This is a genomic window from Kineococcus auxinigenes, assembly GCF_050871525.1.
In the GTDB taxonomy this organism is placed as follows: Bacteria; Actinomycetota; Actinomycetes; order Actinomycetales; family Kineococcaceae; genus Kineococcus.
Genome location: NZ_JBKBCT010000009.1, coordinates 1 through 24,742 on the forward strand (window position 1 = coordinate 1; position 24,742 = coordinate 24,742).

The window sequence follows — 24,742 nt, forward strand, 5'->3', positions numbered from 1 at the left end:
GCACCGCTGCAGCGGTGCGGGGCTCTCGCGCGCTCGGCGCGCGCCGGCTGGACCGGCGCGGGGCGCGGAGGTCAGCGCTGGGCGCGGTCCGCCCGCGCGATGGCGTCCTCCAGCTCCGCGCGCATCGGCGCCACCCGGTCCTGGTCGGGGTGCTCCGCCAGCGCCTTGAGGTGCCGGCGCGCCTCGGCGAGGCGGCCGGCGTCGATGGCGGCGGCCACCAGGTGGCGACCGGCCTCGACGTCGTGCTCGCGGGGGCGCCAGTGGCCCACCCCGAGGCTGAGCGCCTCGTCGTTCATGCCGGCCTCGCGCAGGATCGCCAGCGCCTGAGCCAGCCCCGTGCCGGAGGGGTCGCGCTCGGCGGCGATGCCCAGGCGGCGCAACGCGGCCTCGCGGTCGTCGTGCAGGGAGAGCCGGCCCAGCACCAGCAGCGGCCGCCAGGCCCGCGGGCTCTGCGCGAGCTCCTCGGCCAGCGCCCACACGGCGTTGTCGGCGGCGCGGCGGGCGTCCTCGGCCTCGTGCCCCTCGGCGGGGTGGTCGGCCACGTGCGCCTCGGCCGCCCGGGTCCGCACGGTCTCCACCAGGATGTCGAAGGCCTCGGCGTCGTTCGGGTCGTCGTGGAGCGTCTCGCGCAGGCCGGCCTCGCCCACGACCGGCTCTGCCGGGGCCTCGCGGCGGCGCCTGCGCCGCCCCCCCTCCTCCGTCCGGCTCCCCTGCGCGGGGCGTCGGCGCCAGCGGTCGAGCAGTCCCATGCGTCCCCTCCCCGGTGTCCTCGTCGGCTCCCGCGGCGGGGACCGGCACGTCGCGCGGTGCCGGCCACCGGGGCCGGCGGGTGCCGGTGCAGGAGCAGGACCCCGCCCTGGAACCCTAGCCCAGGGGCCCGTCGGCGGCCCGTCGCCGTACGCTCGCGATCGTGCGCCCGCACCCGGAGGAGCTGTCCGAGGACACCGTGCGGCAGCTGGAGGCGGCTGCCGGCACGTTCGCCTCGGCGATCGCGGCGCGCATGGACGAGGGGTTGCCCTGGTACGCGGCGCTGCCGCCGGACGAGCGCTCCTGGGTGGGGATGGTGGCGCAGGCCGGCTTCACCGACTTCGTGCGCTGGCTGACCGAGCCCGACCCCGCGGTCCTGGCGGCCACGGCGGTGTTCAGCACCGCACCGCGGGAGCTGATGCGCTCGGTGACGCTGCAGCAGACGGTGGAGCTGGTGCGCACGGCCATCACCGTCGTGGAGGAGGGGCTGGACGCCGTCGTGGGCGAGGAGCGCCCCGGGGAGCAGGTGCGCGCGCGCGAGGCGCTGCTGCGCTACTCCCGGGAGGTGGCGTTCGCGGCGGCGGCCGTGTACGCGCGGGCCGCGGAGACCCGCGGCGCCTGGGACGCCCGGCTGGAGGCCCTCGTCGTGGACGCCGTGCTGCGCGGCGACGGGGAGGACACCATCGCCTCCCGGGCCGCGGCGCTGGGGTGGACGATGGACGCGCCCACGGCGGTCGTCATCGGCGCCGCCGGGGAGCAGACCCCCGGGGGGGTGGTGCCGCGGGTGCGCAAGGCGGCGCGGGCCGCCGGCGGGGAGGCGCTGGTGGGCGTGCAGGGCGATCGGCTGGTCGTCGTGCTGTCGGGGGTGGCCGACCTGCGCGGGACCGCCGCGCAGCTGGCGGCCACGGAGTTCGGCCCGGGCCCGGTGGTGGTGGGGCCGATCGTGCCGTCCCTGCCCGTGGCGGCGCGCTCGGCGCGCGCGGCGCTGGCGGGGGTGGTCGCCGCGCGGGCGTGGCCGCGCGCGCCGCGGCCGGTGGAGGCCGACGACCTGCTGCCCGAGCGCGCCCTGTCCGGCGACGCCACCGCGCGCCGCGCCCTGGTCGACCGCGCCTACGTCCCGCTGGCGCGCGCCGGCGGTGCGCTGCTGGAGACCCTGGCCGCCTACCTGGACTCCGGCGGGTCGCTGGAGGCGTGCGCGCGCTCGTTGTTCGTGCACGCCAACACCGTGCGCTACCGCCTGCGCCGGGTCGGCGAGGTGTGCGGCTGGACGCCCACCGAACCGCGCGAGCGCTTCGTGCTCCAGGTTGCGCTGGCGCTGGGCCGCCTGGCGCAGGCAGGCCCTCCGGGCGGGCGCGAGACCGGGTGATGCGCCGTGGTCGACGGGGACCGGCGACCTGTGACGACCCCTCACGCTGAGTGCACCACCTGAGCATGCCGCCGAACCGCTTGTAGGAATCCCACAACGGTCGCAGGCAAAGTCCGTGAGCGTCGTCACCGTGAACACCAGGTGGCGCAAGGCACGCTCGTCAGGTGCTCGTCTTCGTCTTCCCCGGCCAGGGTTCGCAGTCCCCCGGCTTCCTGGCCCCCTGGCTGGAGCTGCCCGGCGTCGCCGACCGCCTGCGGTGGGCCTCCGCCGTGGTCGGGGACGACCTCGTGGCGCACGGCACCGTCTCCGACGCCGAGACGCTGCGCGACACCGCCGTGGCCCAGCCGCTCATCGTCGCCGCCGGCCTGGTGGTCCTGCGTGAGCTGGTCGACGGTCCCGAGCAGCTGGCGCGGGTCGCCGGCGCCGTCGCCGGGCACTCCGTCGGCGAGCTGACCGCCGCCGCGGCCACCGGGGCCCTGAGCCCCGAGCAGGCGCTGGTGCTGGTGCGCGAGCGCGGGCGGGCCATGGCGAGCGCCGCGGCCGCGCGCCCCACCGGCATGAGCGCCGTCCTCGGCGGCGACCCCGCCGAGGTCGCCGAGACCCTGTCCCGGCTGGGCCTGACGGCCGCCAACGACAACGGCGGCGGCCAGGTCGTGGCCGCCGGCGAGCTGGCCGCCCTGGCGGCGCTGGCCGACGAGCCCCCGGCGAAGGCCCGGGTGGTGCCGCTGCAGGTCGCCGGCGCCTTCCACACCGAGCACATGGCGCCCGCGGTCGGGGCGCTGCGCGAGCTGGCGGCGGGTCTGGAGCCGGGCACCGCGAGCGTGCCGGTGGCCGCCAACGCCGACGGCGAGCTGGTCACCGACGGCGGCGAGCTGCTGCGGCGCCTGGTGGCGCAGGTCAGCCGGCCGGTGCGCTGGGACCTGTGCACCGAGGCGTTCCGGCGCCTGGGCGTCACCGCGCTGATCGAGCTGGCGCCGGCGGGCACGCTGGTGAACCTCGCCAAGCGCCAGCTGAAGGGGATCGACGTCCTCGCCCTGAAGACGCCCGCCGACCTCGAGCGGGCCCGAACCGTGATCGCCGAGCACGGGGCCGCCGCGGCCGTCCCGGCCGGCGCAGGAGGCGTCCAGTGACCGACATCCAGGCCCCCGCCGCGCGCCACTCGCGCATCCTCGGGATCGGCGCGCACCGCCCGCCGCGGATCATCGACAACGAGGAGGTGTGCACCTGGATCGACTCCTCCGACGAGTGGATCCAGCAGCGCACCGGCATCCGCACCCGCCGCTGGGCGGCCGAGGACGTCGGCGTCGTGGAGATGTCCGAGGACGCCGCGGCCAAGGCGCTGGCCGCCGCCGGGCTGACCGGCTCCGACGTCGACGCGGTCGTGCTGGCGACCGTCTCCTACCCGTACCAGACCCCGGCCGCCGCCGCGGTCCTGGCCGACCGCCTCGGCGCCACGCCCGCCGCGGCCTTCGACATCTCCGCGGGCTGCGCCGGCTTCTGCCACGGCATCGCCCTGGCCAGCGACCTCGTGCGCGGCGGCACCGCCGGCAACGTGCTGGTGGTGGGCGTGGACAAGCTGTCCGACTTCACCGACAAGCACGACCGCTCCACGGCGTTCCTGTTCGCCGACGGTGCCGGCGCGGCCGTGGTGGGCGCCTCCGACGAGGTCGGCATCGGCCCGACGGTGTGGGGCTCGGACGGTTCGCAGGCCGACGCGATCCGCTCGAAGTTCTCCTGGCTGGACCTGCGCGCCTCCCCGGCCGCGGCCGCCGACCCGATCGCCGCCGAGGCCGCCGCCCAGGAGCCGGAGAAGTGGCCGTACCTGGAGCAGCAGGGCCAGTCGGTTTTCCGCTGGGCGGTCTGGCAGATGGCGCCCGTCGCCCAGCGCGCCCTGGACGCCGCGGGCGTGCGCGCCGAGGACGTCGACGTGTTCGTGCCGCACCAGGCGAACGCCCGCATCATCGACGCGATGGTCAAGCAGCTCAAGCTGCCGGAGTCCGTGCACGTGGCCCGCGACATCGTCGACATGGGCAACACCTCGGCCGCCAGCGTGCCGCTGGCGATGGAGCGCGCCGTGGCCGACGGGCACGCCCCCTCCGGAGGCCTGGCCCTGCTCATCGGCTACGGCGCCGGGCTGTCCTACGCCGCGCAGGTCGTCCGCCTGCCCTGAGCCGCCCCCGGCGGCCCCACCAGACCCCTGGGCGCCCCCCGGCGCACCAGGCCGACGAGGTGGACCGGTCCCCCGGCCACCCCCACCGAAGGAGCGACGCATGGCCAGCGAGCAGGAGATCCTCAGCGGTCTCGCCGAGATCGTGAACGAGGAGACGGGCCTGCCCACCGACAGCGTTCAGGCCGACAAGTCCTTCACCGAGGACCTCGACATCGACTCGCTGTCGATGATGACGATCGTCGTGAACGCCGAGGAGAAGTTCGGGGTGCGCATCCCCGACGAGGACGTGAAGAACCTGCGGACCGTGGGCGACGCCGTCGCCTACATCTCCCAGGCCCAGGGCTGAGCAGCCCGCACCGCCGCGAGGCCGGCCCGCACGCAGCGGGCCGGCCCGGCACCGCAGCCGTCACCGCTCGAGAAGGAGTTGACCGACCATGACCGCGACCGCTCGCCGCGTCGTCGTCACCGGGATGGGAGCGACGACACCGCTCGGCGGGGACGTCCGCTCCACCTGGGAGGCCGCCCTCGCCGGCCGCTCGGGGGCGCGCCCCATCAGCGCCCCGTGGACCGAGGAGTTCGAGCTGCCCGTCACGTTCGCCGCGCAGGCGGCCGTGCCGGCCGAGGAGGTCATGGAGCGCCGCGAGATCAAGCGGCTGGACCCCTCCCAGCAGTTCGCCGTGATCGCCGCGCGGGAGGCGTGGGCCGACGCCGGCAGCCCCGACGTGGACCCGCTGCGGCTGGCCTCGGTGGTGGCCACCGGCATCGGCGGCATCTGGACCCTGCTGACCGCTTACGACACCCTGCGCGAGAAGGGCGCCCGCCGCGTCCTGCCGCTGACGGTGCCGATGCTCATGGGCAACGGCCCGACCTCGGCGATCAGCCTGGAGTTCACCGCCCGGGCCGGTGCGCACACCCCCGTCAGCGCGTGCGCCTCGGGCGCGGAGGCCCTGGCCTACGGCGCCGACATGATCCGCACGGGCCGCGCCGACGTCGTCATCGCCGGCGGCACCGAGGCGGCCATCCACCCCCTGCCCATCGCCTCGTTCGCGTCCATGCACGCGCTGTCGCGGCGCAACGAGGACCCGGCGCGGGCCTCGCGGCCCTTCGACACCCAGCGCGACGGCTTCGTCCTGGGCGAGGGCGCGGGCATCGTCGTGCTGGAGTCCGAGGAGCACGCCCGGGCGCGCGGGGCGCGGATCCACGCCGAGCTGCTCGGCGCGGGCCTGTCGGCCGACGCGCACCACGTCGCCGCCCCCGAGCCGGAGGGCGCCGGCGTCAGCCGCGCCGTGCGCGACGCCCTGCACGCCGCGGGGGTGACCCCGGGCGAGGTCTGCCACGTCAACGCCCACGCCACCTCCACCCCCGCGGGGGACGTGGCCGAGGACAAGGGCCTGCGGCTGGCGCTGGGCGACGCCGCGGAGGGCATCGCGGTCTCGGCGACCAAGTCGATGACCGGTCACCTGCTGGGCGCGGCGGGCGCGGTGGAGAGCATCCTGACGGTGCTGGCCCTGCGCGAGCGGATGGCGCCGCCGACCATCAACGTGGACGACCTCGACCCGGAGGTCACCCTGGACGTCGTGCGCAAGGACCCGCGACCGCTGGACGGCGAGGGCCGGCTGGTCGGCGTCAACAACGCGTTCGGCTTCGGCGGGCACAACGTCAGCGTGGTGTTCGCCTCCGCCTGAGGTCGCGCCGCACCGGTCCGCCGCAACGCGCGAGGGCCCCGCACCCACCGGGCAGATTCTGGGGATCCTCGCAACACCTGATGGCTTATGTGGCCGTCAGTAGATCACGCAGACGCTCGGCTGGGCTTGCCCAGCCGAGCGTCTTGCGTGGTCGGCCGTTCAGCTGCTGGGCGACGTGCTCGAGGTCAGCGCGGGAGTGCACTGACAGGTCGCTGCCCTTGGGGAAGTACTGGCGCAGCAACCCGTTGGTGTTCTCGTTCGAGCCGCGCTGCCAGGGCGAGTGCGGGTCGCAGAAGTAGACCGGGACGCCGGTAGCAACGCTGAACTGCCGGTGCGCGGCCATCTCGCAGCCCTGGTCCCAGGTCAGCGAGCCGCGCAGGTGCGCCGGCAGCGTGGCGATCAACGGCACCAGCACGTCGCGGACCTCCTCGGCGCTGTGCCCGCCGGGCAGGTGCCCCAGCAGCACGTAGCGGCTGGCGCGCTCGACCAGGGTCACGATCGCCGAGCGTGAGCCGGTGCCCACGATCAGGTCGCCTTCCCAGTGACCGGGCACTGCCCGGTCGGCGACCTCGGCCGGCCGCTGGGAGATCATGACCATCTCCTCCACGAACCGCGGCGTGCGCTGCTCGGGGCTGCGGTGCGGCTTGCGGCGGGTGCGCCCGGTGCGCAGCGCGGCGGCGACCTCACGGCGCAGCCCGCCGCGGGCTTGGACGTAGAGGGCCTGGTAGACCGTCTCGGTGCTCACCCGCATGCTCTCGTCGTCGGGGAAGTCGGCGATCAGAGCGTGGCAGATCTGCTCCGGTGACCAGCGCAGCGCCAGCTTGGCGGCCACGTACTCGCGCAGCGGACCGTTCTGGGCCAGCTTGGCGGGTTTGGGCCGGGCCCGGCTGATCGCCCAGGCGCGCTGGGCGGCGTGCGGGCGGTAGTCCCCGGCGATCGAGCGGGCATCGATCTCCCGTTTGATCGTGGAAGCCGCCCGGCCCAGCGCCCGCCCGATCGCGCGCAGCGACTCCCCGCGCCGGTGCCGGTCGGCGATCTGCTCGCGCTCGGCCAGGGTCAGGAAGCGCGGGTGCAGCCGGGCCTCGAGCGCGGCCAGCGACGGCCCAGTGATTCCGGCCGAGGGCGAGACGATGGTGATCACACCGGTGGTGTAGTCGATGCGGCGGCCATCGGGCAGCACCCGCGCACCGTTGCTCTTGCGGATGCCGTGGTCCCAGTCCCGGGCGGTGCGCTCATGGACCCCGGCTCGCGCCGCAGCGCGCCGCCGCGGCATCCCGCCCGCGCGCAGCGCTTCATAGCGCGCCCGGCCCGGATGCGGCGCGGTGCCCGCCCTGCCCCGACCACGAACACCAGCGCGCCGCGCCCACCCCGAAGCGGTGTGCACGCTGATGCCCAGCACACGGGCAGCGGCCCGCACGTTGCCGTCCTGCTCATCCAGGACCTGGAAGAACCTCACTCGCGCCTGATCCAACGACACGGTCCCCGCAACTCCCTGAGGTCAGGGTGTTGCGGGGACCGCTAGAACCCACGCCGGGTGCGGGGCCCTCGCGCGTCGTGCGGGTTCTCGTCAGCCGACGTGGTGCAACCAGCGCACCGGGGTGTCGTCACCGGCGTGCCGGAAGACCTCCAGCTCGCAGTCCCACGCCTCGCCCACGGCCAGGGCGAGGGCGCGGCGGGCCGCGGCGGGGTCTGCGGCGGGGCCGTCCAGCAGTTCCAGAGCGGCACGGACCCGGTCCTCGGGGACCTGGACGTTGCCGTGCACGTCGGTGACGGCGTGGAAGATGCCCAGGGAGGGGGTGTGGCTCCACCGGCCGCCGTCGCAGCCCTGGCTGGGTTCCTCGGTGACCTCGAAGCGCAGGTGCGCCCAGCCGCGCAGGGCGGAGGCCAGCCGGGCTCCGGAGCCCTGCGGCGCCTGCCAGGAGTACTCCGCGCGCAGGCAGCCCTGCGCGATCGGCTGCGCGGTCCAGTCGAAGGACGCGCGCACGCCAAGGACACCGCCGGCCGCCCACTCGACGTGCGGGACGAGCGCTCGCGGTGCGGAGTGCACGTAGAGCACGCCGCGGGTGATCGCACCGGACATGCCGTCCTCCTCTGCATCGGTGTGAAGGGCGTCTTCCCCAACGGCCTCGCACCACGCGCAGGTGAACGTGTCCGAACGACTACCGGACGTGCTGTTGCGTTCATCATGCCTCACCGCTACGGCAGGCACCACCACTCCCCGCGGGGCGGGACGCCGGCGTGTCGCGCTTCAGGCCCCGCCCGGCCCTGCCGATGGGAGGTCGTGCACCAGCAGCCGGCCCCCGGGCCCCGGACGTCCCCGCCGGGCGAGCTGACCGAGGTCATCCGGCCCGCAGCCATCGTGCCCGAGGAGGCCGCGCGCGCCGTCCTGGTCGAGCTGGCGCTGCGCGACGTGCAGAACGGCGGGGTGTGGCAGAGCGGCCCGAGCCTGTGGAGCCGCTTCGACCGGCCCTGGAACGGGCCGGAGAACGTCGCCGGGGCCGAGCTGATCGGCCGCATCCACGTCGCGTACGGCACGCCGACGCGCTACGAGATCACCGTCTACCGCGTCACCGTGACCCGCTTCGGCGCCGACCTGGGCTGGAGCGTGGAGTCGCTGTGCGACGAGGCGCTCAGCCACGGCGGGCTGCGCCTGCGCGACTGCCCGCGCGCCACGCTGGCCGCACCGCCGCCGCCGTTCACCGGCTGAGCCGCAGCGGACGGCCGGGCCGGTCCCCGGCGCACCAGCGGCACGCTCCGCCGCGCACCCTCCAGCAGGCCCCTCGGCGGGCACGGCTGCCCGGTGGCACCATCGGCACCGTGCCCGACTCCCCCGGCGCGCAGCCGCCCCGCCGCCACCACCGCCCCGCGATGCCCGGCCACGACGCCCTCGTCGCGCTGGCCGGTGGCGTCGACCCGTCCGCGGTGCAGGAGGCCGCGCACGCCGCCGCCAGCGCGCTGGTGCACGGGGCGCGCTCGGCGCAGGACGCGCAGGTCACGCGCCGGGTGGTGCGCCTGGCGCAGGAGGAGGGCCTGGAGGTCATCGCCGCGCTGTGGGCGGACGCGCCCGCCGACTCCCTGGCCGGCGCGCTGTGGCGGCTGTACGTGCTGCGCACCTGGGTGCAGCGGGCTCCCGCGGCGGTGGCCCGCCAGTACGCCGAGGGACGCAGGTACGCGCCGGTGCTGGAGGTGGTGGCGGGCGTGGCGGACCCCCCGGGGCCGGCCGAGGTCGTCGCGGTCGTCGACCAGGTGCTCGCCGGGGTGGCGGAGGGCGACTTCGCGGTGACGCTGGAGCGGGCGGCGGCGTTCTGCCGGATCATCGCCGTGGGCCGCGCCCACCACGCCGACGAGCCCCGGCACACCGGGCACCACCCCGAGCCGGAGGACGCGGCGGCGGCCCTGACGCTCTCGGCGGCGCGCATGGTGCGCACCGCCGAGCAGCTGGAGGCGGTGGCGCACCGCTGGCGCGGCGGCGAGCTCGGCTGAGCGCCGGCCCCACCCTCGAGCGCGCCGGATCCGTGGCCCGGTCGTTACAATGGTGCAGGCGCCGGGCCGCGGTAGCCCCGGGTCCCAACTGAAGCCGCTACGAGCGGCGATGCGCCGTGAGGCGCTTCCCGGTCCGGCGCCACCTCACCCCTCTCGCGGCCACCCTCCCGCGGCTGCCACGCCCCGAGGGCGCCGCTCAGGAGCTCCTGGGGGCCAGCACGATGATCGCCGCCCCCATCAGGCACACGGCAGCGCCGGTGAGGTCCCAGCGGTCGGGGCGGAAGCCGTCGACGAGCACCCCCCACAGCAGCGAGCCGGCGACGAACACCCCGCCGTAGGCGGCGAGCACCCGCCCGAACGACGCCTCCGGCTGCAGGGCGGCGACGAACCCGTAACCGGCCAGCGCCAGCGCACCCAGACCGCACCACCACCAGCCGCGGTCCTCGCGCACGCCCTGCCACACCAGCCAGGCACCGCCGATCTCCAGCACCGCGGCCGCCGCGAACAGCGCCGCGGTGCGCACCACCGCGTGCGCCCCGTCCACCTGGGTCCCGTCCACCCGCACCTCCCCGCCCTCGGCCACCGCCCCACCCCTCGTCGCGAGCACGCCCGGGAGCGCGGGAGGATCGGGGCATGACGCTAGAGGTGCCGCGGCCGGCCGCGACGACGACCCTGCCCGACGCGGCCGCCGTCGAGGCCGCCGCGCGGCGGCTCGCCGGGGTGGTCACGCGCACCCCGCTGCTGACCAACGCGCGCTGGTCGGCGGCGACGGGCGCACACGTGCGCGTCAAGCGCGAGGACCTGCAGGTGGTGCGCTCCTACAAGCTGCGCGGGGCGTACAACCTCATCGCGCAGCTGACCGCCGCCGAGCGCGAGCGCGGCGTCGTCACCGCCAGCGCGGGCAACCACGCGCAGGGCGTGGCGTACGCGTGCGCCGCGCTGCGGGTGCACGGGCGCGTGTACGTGCCGCGCACGACCCCGCGCCAGAAGCGCGACCGCATCGCCGCGCTCGGGCAGGAGTTCGTGCACACGGTCGTGCTCGGCGACACCTACGACGAGTCCGCGGCCGCCGCAGCCCTGGAGGCGCAGGAGACCGGGGCGACGGTCGTGCCGGCGTTCGACGACGTGCGCACCCTCACCGGCCAGGGCACCGTCGCGGTGGAGGTCCTGGAGCAGCTCGCCGAGCTGGGCGAGGCACCGCCGGACGTCCTGGTCGTGCCGGTCGGCGGTGGCGGCCTGCTCGCCGGGGTGCTGACGTGGGTGCGCGAGCGGCACCCGGGGGTCCGGGTCGTCGGGGTCGAGCCGGAGGGCGCGCCGTCGATGGCGGCGGCGCTGGCCGCCGGCGGCCCGGTCCGCCTGGAGCGGCTGGACTCCTTCGTCGACGGCGCCTCGGTGCGCCGCGTCGGGGACGTCACGCACGCGGTGGTGGCCGGGGCGCCGGTGGAGCTGGTCACCGTGCCCGAGGGGGCGATCTGCGTGGAGATGCTGGCGATGTACCAGAGCGACGGGGTCATCGCCGAGCCCGCGGGGGCGCTGGCGACGGCCGCGCTGGCCGGGGCGGTGCGGGTGGAACCGGGGCAGAGCGTGGTGTGCGTGGTCTCCGGGGGCAACAACGACGTCAGCCGGTACGCGGAGGTCGTCGAGCGCGCGCTGGTCCACGAGGGTCGCAAGCACTACTTCCTGGTGGAGTTCCCGCAGGAGCCGGGGGCGCTGCGGCGCTTCCTGGACGAGGTGCTGGGGCCGGACGACGACATCACCCTCTTCGAGTACGTCAAGCGCAGCAACCGCGAGACGGGCCCGGCGCTAGTGGGCATCGAGATCCCCTCCCGCGACGACCTGCCGGCGCTGCTGGAGCGGATGGCCGCTGCTCCCCCGTCGTTCGAGCGCATCTCGGCGGCGGAGCCGCTGTACCGGTACCTGCTCTGACGCGCGCCGCGTCCGGAACCGGGGCTGGGGCGGGGGCGTTGGCGGGACGTGGGCCTCTTCTTCCGGCGCTCGAAGGTGCTCGGCCGCGGTGTGCGGCTGAACGCCTCGAACCGCGGCGTCAGCTTCTCCAAGCGCTTCGGGCGCACGACGGTCGACTCCCGCGGTCGCGTCTCGGTGCGCCTGTTCAAGGGCCTGACCTGGCACGGGCGGCTCTGGCGCTGACGTCCCCCGAAGTGGTGACACCGCTGAGTGGTCATTCCCCCACGGAGCGCACAGGAAGCTCCTAGCGTTGTCGTCCGGACGGCGGTGCCGTGCCGCCGCCCGGACAAGAGGGGAAGACCGATGAAGCGCTTCCTGACCACCCTCGCCGCCGGTGCTGCTGCCGCCGCGGCGGTGCTGGCCTCTGCACCACCCGCCGCCGCGCAGTTCCCGGGCCCGAACGGCCCGATCACGTCCATCTCGGACGGCACCGACTTCCGCGCCCCGTGCCTGGGCGGGTACCCGTACGACCACGACGACGACTGGACGCCCTTCGACCAGATGCCGGAGGGAGGCGGAGCGTTCTCCGCCTCGGGGCGCTACTACGCCTTCAGCGGGTGGAACCCGGAGCTGGGGACCAACCTGTACGTCGTCGACACCGTGAACTGCTACCCGCCGCGCGCCATCGGCGCACCGGCCGGGGACCTGGCGTGGTCACCGGACGGCAAGCAGCTGGCGATCTCGCGCGACGGTGACGTGCACGTGATCAGCCCCCAGACCGGCGCCACGATCCGCCGGCTCACGAACACCCCCGGCGCCGAGGAGTCCGGTCTGACCTGGCACCCCGGTGGTGGACGGATCGCGTACAGCGTCGTGGAGGGCGGCCGGAGCGTCGTGCGCACCGTCGCACCCACGGGGGGCTCCTCGAAGGTCCTCGTGCGCGACGCCACCGACCCGGACTACCACCCGGGCGGCAAGCGCATCGCCTACGTCCGCACCACCGACAGCCGGATCGCCACCGCCGACGCGAGCACCGGCGGCGGCGTGGCGGTGACGCCGATCTCCACGTTCATGAACATGTCCTACTCGCCCGACGGCACGCGCTTCGCGCTGAGCAGCACCGTCACCGACGAGTGCGTGGTGGCGACGACGAGCGGTCGGGTCGTGGAACGGTTCGGCTACTCCGGCTGCCACGTGTTCGCCTGGGGCCGCAGGCCCTGACGAGCGCGCCCCGCGCCGTCGCTCCACGGCCACGTCGCACCTCCGGTGGCCACGTCCTCGTGCACCTCCCCGTCCAGGAGGGGGAGGTGCACGAGTCGAGGAACTCCTGCGTCGAGCAGTTGCCACGAGGGACCACGACCAGTTCGAGGGGGAACCGTGAAGAAGTCGATCGCTGCCGGGTGCGCCGTCGCAGCCGCAGCACTGATCACCGCCGTCGCACCAGCGGCCGCGCAGCACCCGGGGGAGAACGGGGCGAAGGCGTACACGTGGGGCATCACGTACGAAGCTCCCTGCGGGGGTGGTGACTGGAGCGGCCTGGACGGCGCGGAGCACATCAGCGGGTTCTCGTTCTCCCCCACCGGCCGCTACATGACGTTCACCACGTCGGAACGGTTGTTCGTGGTCAACGTCGACGAGTGCCTGCCACCTCGGGACATCGGCACCCAGTCGTACCGGAACGCGTGGAGCCCGGACGGGAAGCAACTCGCGGTGGACAGCCCGTCGTTGAGGATCCTCGACCCCCGCACCGGGGAGGAGATCCGCCGGCTCCTGCCGCTGTGGGAACTGGGCGGGGACCCCGCGTGGTCCCGGGACGGCAGGACGATCGCCTACTCGTCGCGCGAGGGCATCCGCACGGTCGCGTCGGACGGCTCGGCCGACAGGCTCCTCGTCCCCGGGGCGTGGAACCCCGAGTACTCCCCGGACGGACGGCACCTCGCTTACGTGAAGGACGGGCGCATCACCATCGCCGGCACCGACGGGGCACACCCTCGCCGCACCGCGCTCGCCACGGACGACTTCACCTGGTCACCGGACGGGAAGTCCTTCTTCCTGACGTCCGCGATCGACGGGGACTGCGTGACCGCGACCACCGGCGGGCGCATCACCTCGCGCACGGGCGTGCCCTTCGACCCCGAGCACCCCGACCCGCACATGCAGACCTGCGGCGACATGGCCTGGCAACCGCGGCCCTGACGGCACCCACCCGTCCGCAGCAGCATCGAGGCTGCTCCACCGACCGAGGGAGAACCGTGAAACGCCCCTCCTCGCCACCCTCGGCGCGGCGCTCACCGTCGCTCTGACCTCCACGCCAGCGGCGGCTCAGCCACCGGGGCCGAACGGCCCGAAGGTCTACGTCGACCAGGGCACCGAACTCGTGGCGCCCTGCCTGTCGGGGGCGCCGGACGGCGGGCAGTGGACCGCCCACCACATCGCACCCTGGCCCGGCAGCACGTCCTTCTCGCCGAGCGGCCGCTACCTCGCCATCAGCGGGTACGACGACGAGGCGGGCGAGCAGCTCTTCATCGTCGACACGGTCGCGTGCCACCCGCCTCGCGCGATCGGCGCTCCCGCCAGCGGCACGTCCTGGTCCCCCGACGGCAAGCAGCTGGCCGTCTCCCGCGACGGGGGCATCGAGATCGTCAACCCGCAGACGGGCACTCTCCTGCGGAACGTCACGAACACGCCCGACGCCTGGGACTACTCGCCCAGCTGGAACCCCAGAGGAGGCAGGATCGCCTTCGGCAGCACCGACGGTGTTCGCACCGTCGCGGCCAGCGGGGGCGCCTCGAAGCTCATCGCTCGCGGCGGGAGTCACCCCGCGTACCGGCCGGACGGTGAGCGGATCGCGTACGGCGGAGGTTCCCGCCTCGAGACCGTCGACGCCGACACCGGCAGGGACCGCCAGGTGATGCCCCTGAGTGCCAGCGGGAAGTTCACGTACTCACCGGACGGGAAGTACCTGTTCCTCACCAGCACCAGCACCGGCGAGTGCGTGGTCGCCACGACGAGCGGGCGCATCACCGAGCGCCTCGGCACGGGGTCGTGCTACGGGGCCACGTGGGGCCGCAAGCCCTGAGCGTCTCAGGACGCACGTCCGACGACGAGCACCGGCCCGACTCGACCCGGCGGCCCTCTGCTTCGAAGCGGGGAGGGCTGCCAGGTCGTCCGCTCTCGCCTGGGAGCGACCGCTCAGGCCCTGCGCACCTCGACCGCCGGACGTGGTGCGACCTGACCCCCGGACGGCTGGCACGCCCTGGTGAGCTGCACGGTCACCGATCTCCGCCGCATGACGATCACCACGAACGGGAGGATCGTGGACCGAGTGGAGGCGCGGACGACCTGCTCCCGTGCCGCCCGGCGACCGCGACATCGACATCGACATCGACATCGACATCGACATCGACAGCGTGGAGGACCTCGGCTCCACGGGCCGGGCGCCCTTCGCTCACCTGCGCTCGAGACGCCGACACGAGCACTGCAGCCGAGGAGACAACCGACCGGCACCTGCAGCAACGCCGGCGTTGATCGATCGCAGGTCCGCGGTGTGGGGCGGGTGGGGCTCGAACCCACGACCGAGGAATTATGAGTTCCCTGCTCTGACCGGCTGAGCTACCGCCCCTTGTAAGAACATCACTGCAGCTCAGGGACCTGCAGCACTTCCCACGGTCCTCAGCTTACCGGGCGCGTTGGAAAGGCTGTTCGGTGCTGGCTCGGTGAGCGCAGACCGGGCCCCTCGGCGGCCCCACCCCCAAGGCATCCACCCAGCGGTGCGTATCGTCGGAGCACAGGTCTCCACAGCGATCCACCGCCAGGGCCCCAAGGTGTGTTCGAGCATCTCGGACAGCACCTTGACAGGCGTGCCGAAGCTTGAGCTGGCTGCAAGTCCAGTCGCCAGGTAGGCCACAGGCCCCGCCCCTCGTCGGATCGAGGACTCCGAGGACCGCCAGCTAAGTCGGCACTCCTACAGGTACAGGTCGTAGAAGATCTCGGCTCCGTACCCGGGAGAGAATCCGATGACGCCACCCTCGAACTGCTGGACGACGAAGTCCTCTTCGTAGATGTACTCAGCGTCGGTGGGGAAGCCCAGTCGGCCGTTCTCCCAACCTTGACTGGCCCACGCATCGCGGATTGCGCCATAGACCGGGTGCGCACCCGTGCCAGGACTCCAGTAGATGGAGCCCCACTGGAAGTGGTTGTAGGCGCCTCGCCCATTGGGGGTACGGATTTCCGAGGTGGTGGGGAAGCCGAGGATGTTCTCGGCGTCGTACATGGACAGCCGAGCTTCACGGATCACCCCCCGCAGCGCGTGCGCTCCCGACCATGGCGCCCAGAGGATGGAACCGCCCTCGAACTCCTGGTAGCGGCCACGGCGGCTGTTGGTGTACTGCTCGTCGCCGGTGGGAAAGCCCAACTGGCCGCCCTCCCAGCCCAGCCGACCCCAGCCGTTGCGGACCTCGCCGTGCACCTCGTGCGCGCCGGTCCAGGGGCTCCAGTAGATGGACCCGTTCTGAAAGGCGACGTAGGCGCCCTTGTCGTTGGGCGTGCGGATCTCCGGCGTCAGCGGCTCGCCGAGGAAGCCACGGGGGCCGTTGTAGCGGTATTCGTAGGCATAGCCGATCTCGCCCCCCACTCTGGGGTCGGCCTGAGCCGGGACGGCGATGCTGAGCGCCGCCCCGATGACGGCGGCCACGCCGATCGCGCGGGTCTTCCAAGTCTTCATGGGCGCACCGTAACGGTCACCTGGAAGGTGACGTGGAGTTTCCTGAGAACTCCTCCGGTCGCCCCGCCCGAGCAGTGGGACGAGGCGACACCGGGAGCGATCCTCAGCCGAACAGGCGCTCGCTGGCGATGCGGGCACCCTCGCCCAGCGCGGCGAGCTTGGCGACGGCGATCTGCGGGTGGATGCGGCCGCCGAGGCCGCAGTCGGTGGAGGCGATGACGTTCTCCGGGCCGACGACGGAGGCGAACCGCTCGATGCGGTCGGCGACGAGCTCGGGGTGCTCCACGACGTTCGTGGCGTGACCGACGACTCCCGGCACGATCTTCTTGCCCGCCGGAAGCTCGAGGTCCTTCCAGATCTTCCACTCGTGCTCGTGGCGGGCGTTGGCCGCTTCGAAGGAGTAGGAACCCGCGTTGATCTCGAGCATGAGGTCGGCGATGTGCCTGAACTCGATGTCGGTCGTGTGCGGGCCGTGCCAGCTGCCCCAGCACAGGTGGAACCGGACCTGCTCGGCGGGCAGGTCGCGGATGGCGTGGTTGAGGGCCTCCACGCGGATCTTGGTGAACGCACGGTAGTCCTCTAGGCTGGGCTCCGGGTTGATCTGGTCCCAGTTCTCCGCGATCGACGGGTCGTCGATCTGCAGGACCAGCCCGGCGTCGACGACGGCGCGGTACTCCTCGCGCATCACCTCCGCCCACGCCCAGATGTGCTCCTCCTCGGTGGCGTAGTGGCGGTTGGAGATGCGCGCACCGCTGCCCGGGGACAGGGACGTGATGAAACCCTGGCTGCGGTCCAGGCCGGCGGCCTCCAGGCCGGCGACGAGGTTCGCGACGTCGGAGGCGATGGCCTCCTGGCCGACGTAGCTCAGCGGGCCGGTGGTGGCGGGGAACGCGGTCGCCTGCTTGCCCGTCATGATCCCCGAGGCGGGGTCGGTGTAGGCGTCCTTGAACGTGCTCCAGTCGCGGCGGTCGGGGAAGCTCGTCAGCCGCACCTTCCCCGGCTCGGAACGCACGACCGGCTGGGTGAAGAGGTCCTCCCCGGTCACCTCCAGGCCCGCCACGCGCTGGAACGAGTACGACCACCAGGCCCCGTAGTCCACGGCGCTCGTCATGGCCTTGCCGTACTCGCCGTCGCCGACGAGGGTGATGCCGAGGTCGCGCTGGCGCGCCACGAGGTCGACGACGGCATCGGTCAGCAGCGCCTCGAACTCCGGCGTGCGCTCCAGGGTGAACCCGTCCTCCCCGACGCGGCGCGCCTCGTTCGCGGCGATGAGCTCGGGGGTGCGGGGCAGGCTGCCGGCGTGGCTGACCTCGATGCGGCGGGCGTTGCGGGACAAGGGGTCTCCGTTCGTGGGGTGGGGTCGTCAGCGGCGCAGGGCGCGGTCGAGGTCCTCGAGCAGGTCCTCGGGGTCCTCCAGCCCCACCGACAGGCGCAGGACGGCGTCCGACAGGCCGATGGCGGCGCGTCCCTGCTCGCCGAGGCGGCGGTGGGTCGTGGTGGCGGGGTGGGTGGCCAGCGACTTGGCGTCGCCGAGGTTGTTGGAGATGTCGATGACGCCGAGGCGGTCCAGGACCTCGAAGGCGCGTTCCTTGCCGCGGCCGTCGGGCGCGTCGAGCTCGAACGTGACGACGGTCCCACCGAGCTCCATCTGCCGCTTCGCCAGATCGAACTGCGGGTGCGAGGGCAGCAGGGGGTAGCGCACCCAGCGGATCCCCGGGGCGGCCTCGAGGTGCTCGGCGATGCGCAGGGCGGTGGCCGCGGAGTGCCGCACCCGCAGCCCGAGGGTCTCCAGGCCCTTGGCCAGCGTCCAGGCGTTGAAGGGGCTCAGGGTCGGGCCGGTGTGCCGGGTCAGTTCCCGGAACCGCCCGTCGATGAACTCCGTGGTCCCCAGGACGGCCCCGCCCATGACGCGGCCCTGCCCGTCGATGTGCTTGGTGGCGGAGTAGACGACCACGTCCGCGCCGAAGCGCAGCGGTCGCTGCCCCACCGGGCTGGCGAACGCGTTGTCCACCACCACGACCGCACCGGCCGCGTGGGCGAGCTGCGTCACCGCCTCGACGTCCACGAGGGTCTGCATGGGGTTCGCCGGCGTCTCGAAGAACACCGCCTGCGCGGGCGTGGCCAGCGCCCGCTCCCACTGCGCGAGGTCCTCGCCGTCGACGAACTCCGTCGTCACGCCCCAGCGGGGCAGGATCTCGTCGAGGATCACGTAGCAGGAGCCGAACAAGCTGCGGGCGGCCACGACGCGGTCCCCCGCGCCGAGCAGCGCGCCGAGGGCGTAGAACACCGCGGACATGCCGCTGGCCAGGCCGTAGCAGGCCTCGGCGCCCTCCAGCAGCCGCAACCGCTCGGTGAACACCGACACCGTCGGGTTGCCGTAGCGGGAGTAGACGTAGCGGTCGACCTCACCGGTGAACGCCGCCTCCGCTGCGGCGGCGGAGTCGTAGACGTAACCGGAGGTGAGGTACATCGCCTCGGAGGTCTCCTCGAACCCCGAGCGGGACAGGCCACCGCGCACGGCGGTGGTGTCGGGGCGCCAGGGGTTCGGCTGCCGATCGGTCACGACTGCCTCCACGGCAGGCCCTGCGCGCGCCAGCCGGCGCCGCCGCGGTGGCCGTGCTCGTCGAGGTCGCCCTCGAAACCGTCCAGGACGTTGTAGCTGGGGCCGATGCCCGCCGCGGTGGCGGCGGTGGCCGCGCCCACGGAGCGCTTGCCGGAGCGGCACAGGAACACCACCGGGTCGCGGTGGCCCGGCCCGACGCCGGCCCGCTCCAGCTCCGCCAGGAACCGCGCCCCGGGCGCGTCCTCCTCCACGGGCAGCCAGGAGGCGAAGACCGGTGGTCTGCGCAACGCGGCTGCGTCGGGCACCCCGACGTACGTCCACTCCGCCTCGGTGCGGACGTCCACGAGGACGGCGTCGCCGTCGTCACGCAGCAGTTCGAACGCCTCACGCGGGGTGAGGTCGCCGGCGTAGCTCACGAAGCCTCCATCGGTCCTGGCATGAGCACCCTCCCGAGGGGGGTTGCTGCGGCGTCGTCGAGCCAGGTCTCTCGGCCGCTCTGGATGGTCCGGCCAGCCTAGGGCATCGCGGCCCGTGCCCGGGGCACGCTCCCCCGGGTCAGGACGCGGGCAGTTCCTGCCCGGGGCAGCCGGCCAGGACGCCGGCCATCGCGCCGTGCTCGGCGGGCGTCACCCACAACCCCCAGGCGCTCTTGACGGCGACCTGCCGCGCGACGTACTCGCACTCCCCCTCGGGCGGCAGCCACTGCGAGGCGTCGTCGTCACCCTTGGCCCCGTTCAGCGAGCCGTCCACGGCCAGCAGCTCCAGGGGGTCGTTGGCGAAGCGGACCCGCTCGTCCTCGGTGAACGCCTGCGCGCCGGTGCGCCAGGCGGCCGCCAGCGCCACGACGTGGTCGATCTGCACCTCGGCGCTGGTGTCCTCGCCGCGCCGGAAGGCGATCTCCTCGCCGGAGTACGGGTCCTGCAGCGTGCCGGACAGGACGGTGCAGCCGTCCTGCGCGAGGCGGACGTCGTCCAGGTCGCGCAGCAGGACGTCGTCGCGGGTGCGGCAGCCGTTGTCGTCGACGTCGACCCAGCTGGAGCCGAAGCGGGTGCGCTGGTAACCGGCGGAGGGGGCGGCCTCGCGCACCGGCAGGCCGGCCAGCGCCTCGGCCGCGCCACCGGTGGCGGACCGCTGCTCCGGCTGCGCGGCGCCGCCGGTCAGGGCCCGCCACAGCGCGAGCGCCAGCACCAGGACCAGCAGCGGCACGAGGATCGCCGCCGAGGCACCGGAGCGACGTGCGCGCACGAGCACCCCCCATCCCCGGGGACGACGAAGGGGGCCTGCACGCGCAGGCCCCCTCCAGAACGCTCCCGCAGTTGGACTCGAACCAACAACCTGCCGGTTAACAGCCGGCTGCTCTGCCAATTGAGCTATGCGGGACCACCACCGGGTGAACCCCCGGCGACAGCACGTCAACCGTACCAGCCGCGACCGGGTGCCTGCGCCCGGGCCGCACCGCGCGCGAGGGCCCGGGCGCGACCATCAGGCCCCCTGGGCGCGCTCCTGCCAGGCCCGGCGCGCCGCCTCCAGCCTGAACAGCTCGGCCGAGGCCTCCTGGTACTCCTGCGGGTGCGCGGAGGCGTCGATGCTCCACAGCCGGCGCTTGGCGTCGGCGACCGCACGGGTGGCCGCCTGCCCGGCCAGCGAGGCCACCAGCGAGCGCCCCCAGCGCTCCATCCCCTCCTCGTCGGTGACCGGCAGCTCGGCCACGGCGAGCTCCTGCACGAGCCCGGCCACCGGGCCGTCGGCGTACTGCAGCACCGCCTCGACCCAGCCGGGGCCCTGCGGCGCCTCCAGCGGACCCCCGGCAGCGGTGACGGCGTCGTGCACGGCGCGGTGCCCCGGCGCGCTGAAGGTGTCCGCGGCCAGGCCGGTGAAGTCCTCCGCGACCACCCACGGGGCCTGCAGCACGCTCGCCAGGACCCACCGCTCCAGCTGCACGACGGCGTCGTTCACCGCGGGGGCCGGCGGCGGCGCGGGGGCGGGCTCGGCGCTCCTGCTCTCGCGCCCGCTGCGCCCCGCGCGGCCGCCGGCGTGGCGGCGCACCCGGTCCAGCACGAAGCGCTCGTCGAGGAAACCCGTCCACCGGTCCAGGTTCACCGCGTAGCGCTGGCGCAGGCCGCTGTCGCGGATGCCCGCGACGATCGGTGCGGCGGCGTCCAGGGCCGCCAGCCGGCCCGCCTCGCTGCCGAGGTCGAAGCGGGAGATGGTCGAGCGGATCGCGAACTCGAACAGCGGCACCCGGCCGGCCACCAGGGCCGCCACCGCGGCGTCGCCGGAGGACAGGCGCAGGTCGCACGGGTCCTGACCGGACGGCTCGACCGCCACGTACGTCTGCGCGGTGAAGCGCTCCTCCAGCTCGAAGGCCCGCAGCGCGGCCTTCTGCCCCGCCGCGTCGCCGTCGAAGGTGAAGACGACCTCCGCGGAGCCGGCCGCGTCGCCGAGCATGCGCTGGACGATGCGGGCGTGCTCCTCGCCGAACGCGGTGCCGCACGTGGCGACCGCGGTGGTCACGCCCGCCAGGTGGCAGGCCATCACGTCGGTGTAGCCCTCCACCACGACGACCTGCTTGGTGCGGGCGATGTCGCGCTTGGCGAGGTCCAGGCCGTACAGGGCCTGGGACTTCTTGTAGACCGGGGTCTCGGGCGAGTTGAGGTACTTGGCGTCGATGCGGTCGTCGTCGAAGAGGCGGCGCGCGCCGAAGGCGACGGTGTGGCCGCTGACGTCGCGGATGGGCCAGACCAGGCGGCCGCGGAAGCGGTCGTACAGCCCGCGCTGCCCCTGCCCGGCCAGGCCGGAGGTGGTCAGCTCCTCCTCGGTGAAGCCCGCCGCGCGCAGGTGGCGCAGCAGCGCCTCGCCGCCGGCGGGCGCGAAGCCGACCCCGAAGCGGGCGGCGGCCTCGCGGCTGAAGCCGCGCTCGGCCAGGAAGCGGCGGGCGGTCTCGGCGGGGCCGGGCTGCTCCAGCTGCCCGGCGTAGAACGCCTCGGCCGCGCGGTGCGCCTCCAGCAGCCGCTGGCGCTGGCCGGCCCCCTGCGCCCCGGCCGGGCGCTTGCCGGGGCGGCCGCCGTCGTCGACGTAGCGCAGCTGCACGCCGGCGCGCTCGGCCAGGCGCTCGACGGCCTCGGTGAACGTGGTGCCGTCGATGCGCCGGACGAACTCGATGGCGTCACCGCCCTCGCCGCAGCCGAAGCAGTGCCAGCGGCCCACGGCCGGGCGGACGGTGAAGCTGGGGGTGCGCTCGTCGTGGAAGGGGCACAGCCCCTTGAAGGACCCCACGCCGCCGGGGCGCAGCGTCACCTGCTCGGCGACCACCTCGTCGATGCGGACGCGCTCCTTGACCGCGCGCAGGTCGTCGGGGTGGATGAGACCTGGCACGCGCCGGAGTCTAGGCGCGGGCGCCGACAGGCCCGAGCCGACGCCGGCCGCGCGCGCGGGTGGCAGGATCGACCCCCGTGAGCAGTGACGAGCAGCGGGGCGAGCGCGCACCCGGCGGCGGCAGCGACCGGGCCTGGGGCTTCCGCACCCGCGCCGTGCACGCCGGCGCGGTGCCGGAGCCGACGACGGGCGCGCGGGCCGTGCCGATCTTCCAGACCACCAGCTTCGTGTTCGAGGACGCCGCCGACGCGGCCAACCTCTTCGCCCTGCAGAAGTACGGCAACATCTACAGCCGCATCTCCAACCCCACCGTCGCGGCGCTGGAGGAGCGGATGGCCTCCCTGGAGGGCGGCCTGGGCGCGCTGGCGTGCAGCTCCGGGCAGTCCGCGGAGTTCCTGACCTTCGCGGCGCTGGCCGGTGCCGGTGACCAGATCGTCGCCTCGAACAACCTCTACGGCGGCACCGTCACCCAGCTGGACGTGACGCTGCGCCGCTTCGGCGTGGACACCGTCTTCGTGGAGCCGGAGGCCGACGCGGTGCGCGCGGCGATCACGGAGAAGACGCGGTTCGTGTTCACCGAGCTGGTGGCCAACCCCTCCACGGTGGTCGCGGACGTCAGGGCGCTGGCCGACGTCGCCCACGAGGCGGGCATCCCGCTGGTCGTCGACGCCACGACCGCCACCCCCTACCTGTGCCGGCCGATCGAGCACGGCGCGGACATCGTCATCCACTCCGCCACCAAGTTCCTCGGCGGGCACGGCACCACCCTCGGCGGCGTCGTCGTGGACGCCGGCACCTTCCCCTGGGACAACGGGAAGTTCCCCGCCATGACCGAGCCGGTCGCCAGCTACGGCGGCCTGAGCTGGTGGGGCAACTTCGCCGAGTACGGGTTCCTCACCAAGCTGCGCAGCGAGCAGCTGCGCGACATCGGCGCCACCCTGGCCCCGCACTCGGCGTTCCTGCTGCTCATGGGGGTCGAGACGCTGCCGCAGCGCATGCGCGAGCACGTCGCCAACGCGCGCCGGGTGGCGCAGTGGCTGGAGGCGGACGAGCGCGTCAGCTGGGTGCGCTACTCCGGCCTGCCCTCGCACCCGCACTTCGAGCGTGCGCAGCGCTACCTGCCGGAGGGGCCCGGCGCGGTGTTCTCCTTCGGCGTCGCCGGTGGCCGCGCCGCCGGGGAGCGGTTCATCGAGAACTGCCAGCTGTGCTCGCACCTGGCGAACATCGGCGACGCGCGCACCCTCGTGCTGCACCCGGCCTCCACGACCCACCAGCAGCTCTCGCCGGCGCAGCTGCAGGCGGCCGGGGTGCCGGAGGACCTGGTCCGCATCAGCGTCGGGCTGGAGGACGTCGAGGACGTGCTGTGGGACCTGGACCAGGCGCTGACCGCCGCGACGAAGGGGGCTTCGCGGTGAGCGGGCACGAGGGCGCGAGCACCCCCACCGGGGCCCCCGCCGGGGCGATCGGCGACACCGGCAGCGTCGCCGCCCGGCCGCAGGAGCCTGCCGCACCGGCCACCGGTGCGAAGGACGCCGCGCCCGTGCGTGCCGCCGGCGGCTGGACGCCGCCCACCCCCGGGCAGCGGCTGTCGATCCTGCGGCGCACCCGGACGGTGGCGGTCCTGGGCGCGTCGAACAAGCCGTCGCGCGCGTCGTACTTCGTGGGCACCTACCTGCTGGCCAGCTCCGACTACGAGGTGTGGTTCGTCAACCCGAACGAGCGGGAGGTGCTGGGCCGGCCCGCGTACCCGTCGCTGGCGGAGCTGCCGGGCGTGCCGGACGTCGTGGACGTCTTCCGCCGGCCCAGCCAGCTGGGCGCGGCGCTCGACGAGACGCTCGCGGTGGGCTCGCCGGTGCTGTGGCTGCAACTGGGCCTGTCGGACGACGAGGTGGCCCGCCGCGGTCACGAGGCGGGCACCACCGTGGTGATGAACCGGTGCCTGAAGATCGAGCACGCCCGCTTCCACGGGGGCCTGCACCTGGCCGGCTTCGACACCGGGGTCATCTCCGCGCGGCGCCGGGCGCGCTGAGGGATCCCCAGACCGCGGGACGGGCCGGCGGTCCACAGGGGAGCGCGCGGGGCGGAGGGCGGTGAGGTCCGCGCCCCTACGGTCCCCCCTCGTGCACCCCTCCCCCGCCGGCGCAGCGCCGTGGCCCCCACCACCCCCACCGTCCCCGCGCGCAGCGCCCCGGCGCCGGGGTCGCGACGCCCTGCTGGTGGCCGCCGGCGCGGCGGGCACCGCGGAAGTGCTCGCGCTCGGCGGCGCCGCCTTCGGCGCCTGGGCGGTGCTGGGGAGCTCCGGCGGCTACGCCGCGACGCTGCGCTCCTCGGAGTCGATCGAGCTGACGCGCGCCGGGCAGTGGCCGGTGGGCACCTGCCTGGAGCGCACCGCGGACGTCTACCGGCCCGCCGGGTGCGCCGGGGAGCACGGCGCCGAGGTGGTGCTGGCGAGCCCGGTGATCGCCGGGCACCTCGAGCGGGCGCGCCGCGAGGGCGCGAACGCGTTCTGCGCGACGGCCGTGGCCGCGCTCGCCGAGCGCCGCGGCCTGCCGCCCGGCTCGGTCACGCACGCGTCCGCCTGGCCCGGTGACGACGCGCGCGACGCGGGCGAGCAGCAGGTGCGCTGCCTGCTGGTGGGCGTGGGGCAGCCCCTGGTGGGGTCCCTGACCACCGGGACGCTGCGCGACCCGTTCGAGCCCGTGCCCCTGGAGTGAGCCCCGCCGGA

General features: G+C 74.6%; 25 protein-coding genes, 2 tRNA genes and 1 riboswitch. Of the genes, 15 read left to right on the plus strand and 12 right to left on the minus strand.

Translation table 11 applies throughout. The features are described 5' to 3' along the window. Positions 1-71 precede the first annotated feature (71 nt). A complete protein-coding gene (locus tag ACRYR9_RS04860; protein ID WP_432491417.1) occupies positions 72-749 on the minus strand; it encodes a hypothetical protein in 678 nt (225 codons plus the stop codon). A gap of 161 nt (positions 750-910) precedes the next feature. Here ACRYR9_RS04860 and ACRYR9_RS04865 point away from each other — a divergent pair, with 161 nt between their 5' ends. The 5 genes from ACRYR9_RS04865 to ACRYR9_RS04885 all read left to right on the plus strand — a co-directional run bounded on the left by ACRYR9_RS04865 (position 911) and on the right by ACRYR9_RS04885 (position 5,968). After that, on the plus strand, positions 911-2,113 hold the full coding sequence (locus ACRYR9_RS04865) for a PucR family transcriptional regulator (protein WP_432491419.1): 1,203 nt from the start codon (positions 911-913) through the stop codon (positions 2,111-2,113). 164 nt (positions 2,114-2,277) lie between these two features. Beyond that, positions 2,278-3,243, plus strand: a complete 966-nt coding sequence (locus tag ACRYR9_RS04870) for an ACP S-malonyltransferase (RefSeq protein ID WP_432491421.1) — start codon at positions 2,278-2,280, stop codon at positions 3,241-3,243. Further along, complete coding sequence (locus tag ACRYR9_RS04875) at positions 3,240-4,283, plus strand: beta-ketoacyl-ACP synthase III (RefSeq protein ID WP_432491423.1); 1,044 nt, start codon at positions 3,240-3,242, stop codon at positions 4,281-4,283. The genes ACRYR9_RS04870 and ACRYR9_RS04875 overlap by 4 nt, the downstream gene beginning before the upstream one ends. A 100-nt stretch (positions 4,284-4,383) precedes the next feature. After that, positions 4,384-4,629, plus strand: coding sequence for an acyl carrier protein (locus ACRYR9_RS04880; protein WP_432491425.1), 246 nt, complete (start codon positions 4,384-4,386; stop codon positions 4,627-4,629). A gap of 88 nt (positions 4,630-4,717) precedes the next feature. Next, on the plus strand, positions 4,718-5,968 hold the full coding sequence (locus ACRYR9_RS04885) for a beta-ketoacyl-[acyl-carrier-protein] synthase family protein (protein ID WP_432491427.1): 1,251 nt from the start codon (positions 4,718-4,720) through the stop codon (positions 5,966-5,968). 85 nt (positions 5,969-6,053) lie between these two features. Here the strand turns inward: ACRYR9_RS04885 and ACRYR9_RS04890 are convergent, their stop codons facing one another. Both ACRYR9_RS04890 and ACRYR9_RS04895 read right to left on the minus strand, forming a co-directional pair. Continuing rightward, the gene (locus ACRYR9_RS04890; RefSeq protein WP_432491296.1) at positions 6,054-7,241 is read right to left on the minus strand and encodes an IS30 family transposase; all 1,188 of its coding nucleotides are present in this window, start codon (positions 7,239-7,241) and stop codon (positions 6,054-6,056) included. A 294-nt stretch (positions 7,242-7,535) separates the two neighbouring features. Then, the gene (locus tag ACRYR9_RS04895) at positions 7,536-8,048 is read right to left on the minus strand and encodes a DUF3145 domain-containing protein (RefSeq protein ID WP_432491294.1); all 513 of its coding nucleotides are present in this window, start codon (positions 8,046-8,048) and stop codon (positions 7,536-7,538) included. A 201-nt stretch (positions 8,049-8,249) separates the two neighbouring features. On the opposite strand from ACRYR9_RS04895, the gene ACRYR9_RS04900 reads away from it, so the two are divergent. Beyond that, complete coding sequence (locus tag ACRYR9_RS04900; RefSeq protein ID WP_432491292.1) at positions 8,250-8,675, plus strand: hypothetical protein; 426 nt, start codon at positions 8,250-8,252, stop codon at positions 8,673-8,675. A gap of 110 nt (positions 8,676-8,785) precedes the next feature. Next, on the plus strand, positions 8,786-9,451 hold the full coding sequence (locus tag ACRYR9_RS04905; RefSeq protein ID WP_432491290.1) for a hypothetical protein: 666 nt from the start codon (positions 8,786-8,788) through the stop codon (positions 9,449-9,451). 196 nt (positions 9,452-9,647) lie between these two features. Here the strand turns inward: ACRYR9_RS04905 and ACRYR9_RS04910 are convergent, their stop codons facing one another. After that, positions 9,648-9,977 carry a YnfA family protein gene (locus tag ACRYR9_RS04910; protein WP_432491443.1) on the minus strand — a complete coding sequence of 110 codons (330 nt, stop codon included), beginning with the start codon at positions 9,975-9,977 and terminating at the stop codon, positions 9,648-9,650. Positions 9,978-10,084: 107 nt separating this feature from the next. Here ACRYR9_RS04910 and ilvA point away from each other — a divergent pair, with 107 nt between their 5' ends. From ilvA to ACRYR9_RS04935, 5 genes are all read left to right on the plus strand, one after another. Continuing rightward, positions 10,085-11,377 (plus strand): threonine ammonia-lyase IlvA, encoded by a 1,293-nt coding sequence (gene ilvA / locus ACRYR9_RS04915; protein WP_432491288.1) that lies wholly within the window; start codon positions 10,085-10,087, stop codon positions 11,375-11,377. 48 nt (positions 11,378-11,425) lie between these two features. Continuing rightward, complete coding sequence (locus ACRYR9_RS04920) at positions 11,426-11,599, plus strand: DUF4236 domain-containing protein (RefSeq protein ID WP_432491286.1); 174 nt, start codon at positions 11,426-11,428, stop codon at positions 11,597-11,599. A gap of 120 nt (positions 11,600-11,719) precedes the next feature. Beyond that, complete coding sequence (locus ACRYR9_RS04925; RefSeq protein WP_432491284.1) at positions 11,720-12,577, plus strand: TolB family protein; 858 nt, start codon at positions 11,720-11,722, stop codon at positions 12,575-12,577. A 156-nt stretch (positions 12,578-12,733) separates the two neighbouring features. Continuing rightward, positions 12,734-13,552, plus strand: a complete 819-nt coding sequence (locus ACRYR9_RS04930; protein ID WP_432491282.1) for a hypothetical protein — start codon at positions 12,734-12,736, stop codon at positions 13,550-13,552. Between the two features lie 181 nt (positions 13,553-13,733). Then, on the plus strand, positions 13,734-14,435 hold the full coding sequence (locus tag ACRYR9_RS04935) for a hypothetical protein (protein ID WP_432491280.1): 702 nt from the start codon (positions 13,734-13,736) through the stop codon (positions 14,433-14,435). A 469-nt stretch (positions 14,436-14,904) separates the two neighbouring features. On the opposite strand, the gene ACRYR9_RS04940 is transcribed toward ACRYR9_RS04935, so the two are convergent. From ACRYR9_RS04940 to dnaG, 8 genes are all read right to left on the minus strand, one after another. After that, positions 14,905-14,978: transfer RNA gene (locus tag ACRYR9_RS04940), tRNA-Ile, on the minus strand. A gap of 342 nt (positions 14,979-15,320) precedes the next feature. Next, positions 15,321-16,079 carry an LGFP repeat-containing protein gene (locus tag ACRYR9_RS04945; protein ID WP_432491278.1) on the minus strand — a complete coding sequence of 253 codons (759 nt, stop codon included), beginning with the start codon at positions 16,077-16,079 and terminating at the stop codon, positions 15,321-15,323. 103 nt (positions 16,080-16,182) lie between these two features. After that, on the minus strand, positions 16,183-17,415 hold the full coding sequence (locus ACRYR9_RS04950) for a cobalamin-independent methionine synthase II family protein (RefSeq protein ID WP_432491276.1): 1,233 nt from the start codon (positions 17,413-17,415) through the stop codon (positions 16,183-16,185). Positions 17,416-17,442: 27 nt separating this feature from the next. Further along, positions 17,443-18,642 (minus strand): O-succinylhomoserine sulfhydrylase, encoded by a 1,200-nt coding sequence (locus ACRYR9_RS04955; protein WP_432491274.1) that lies wholly within the window; start codon positions 18,640-18,642, stop codon positions 17,443-17,445. Next, the gene (locus ACRYR9_RS04960) at positions 18,639-19,058 is read right to left on the minus strand and encodes a rhodanese-like domain-containing protein (protein WP_432491272.1); all 420 of its coding nucleotides are present in this window, start codon (positions 19,056-19,058) and stop codon (positions 18,639-18,641) included. The genes ACRYR9_RS04955 and ACRYR9_RS04960 overlap by 4 nt, the downstream gene beginning before the upstream one ends. A 4-nt stretch (positions 19,059-19,062) precedes the next feature. Continuing rightward, positions 19,063-19,149, minus strand: a riboswitch (SAM riboswitch). A gap of 48 nt (positions 19,150-19,197) precedes the next feature. Continuing rightward, on the minus strand, positions 19,198-19,887 hold the full coding sequence (locus tag ACRYR9_RS04965) for an HNH endonuclease family protein (RefSeq protein ID WP_432491270.1): 690 nt from the start codon (positions 19,885-19,887) through the stop codon (positions 19,198-19,200). A 62-nt stretch (positions 19,888-19,949) separates the two neighbouring features. Beyond that, positions 19,950-20,022: transfer RNA gene (locus ACRYR9_RS04970), tRNA-Asn, on the minus strand. Between the two features lie 102 nt (positions 20,023-20,124). Beyond that, complete coding sequence (gene dnaG / locus ACRYR9_RS04975; RefSeq protein ID WP_432491268.1) at positions 20,125-22,017, minus strand: DNA primase; 1,893 nt, start codon at positions 22,015-22,017, stop codon at positions 20,125-20,127. 77 nt (positions 22,018-22,094) lie between these two features. Here dnaG and ACRYR9_RS04980 point away from each other — a divergent pair, with 77 nt between their 5' ends. From ACRYR9_RS04980 to ACRYR9_RS04990, 3 genes are all read left to right on the plus strand, one after another. Beyond that, positions 22,095-23,432, plus strand: a complete 1,338-nt coding sequence (locus ACRYR9_RS04980; protein WP_432491266.1) for an O-acetylhomoserine aminocarboxypropyltransferase/cysteine synthase family protein — start codon at positions 22,095-22,097, stop codon at positions 23,430-23,432. After that, complete coding sequence (locus tag ACRYR9_RS04985) at positions 23,429-24,046, plus strand: CoA-binding protein (protein WP_432491264.1); 618 nt, start codon at positions 23,429-23,431, stop codon at positions 24,044-24,046. The genes ACRYR9_RS04980 and ACRYR9_RS04985 overlap by 4 nt, the downstream gene beginning before the upstream one ends. 91 nt (positions 24,047-24,137) lie before the next feature. Then, positions 24,138-24,731, plus strand: coding sequence for a hypothetical protein (locus ACRYR9_RS04990; RefSeq protein ID WP_432491262.1), 594 nt, complete (start codon positions 24,138-24,140; stop codon positions 24,729-24,731). Positions 24,732-24,742 lie beyond the last annotated feature (11 nt).

What these genes read in the sequence shown, in the direction of transcription:
- ACRYR9_RS04880 (WP_432491425.1), top strand. Translation starts at nt 4,384, where the DNA reads ATGGCCAGCGAGCAGGAGATCCTCAGCGGTCTCGCCGAGATCGTGAAC.
- ACRYR9_RS04945 (WP_432491278.1), bottom strand. Translation starts at nt 16,079, where the DNA reads ATGAAGACTTGGAAGACCCGCGCGATCGGCGTGGCCGCCGTCATCGGG.
- ACRYR9_RS04885 (WP_432491427.1), top strand. Translation starts at nt 4,718, where the DNA reads ATGACCGCGACCGCTCGCCGCGTCGTCGTCACCGGGATGGGAGCGACG.
- ACRYR9_RS04925 (WP_432491284.1), top strand. Translation starts at nt 11,720, where the DNA reads ATGAAGCGCTTCCTGACCACCCTCGCCGCCGGTGCTGCTGCCGCCGCG.
- ACRYR9_RS04895 (WP_432491294.1), bottom strand. Translation starts at nt 8,048, where the DNA reads ATGTCCGGTGCGATCACCCGCGGCGTGCTCTACGTGCACTCCGCACCG.
- ilvA (WP_432491288.1), top strand. Translation starts at nt 10,085, where the DNA reads ATGACGCTAGAGGTGCCGCGGCCGGCCGCGACGACGACCCTGCCCGAC.
- ACRYR9_RS04890 (WP_432491296.1), bottom strand. Translation starts at nt 7,241, where the DNA reads ATGCCGCGGCGGCGCGCTGCGGCGCGAGCCGGGGTCCATGAGCGCACC.
- ACRYR9_RS04860 (WP_432491417.1), bottom strand. Translation starts at nt 749, where the DNA reads ATGGGACTGCTCGACCGCTGGCGCCGACGCCCCGCGCAGGGGAGCCGG.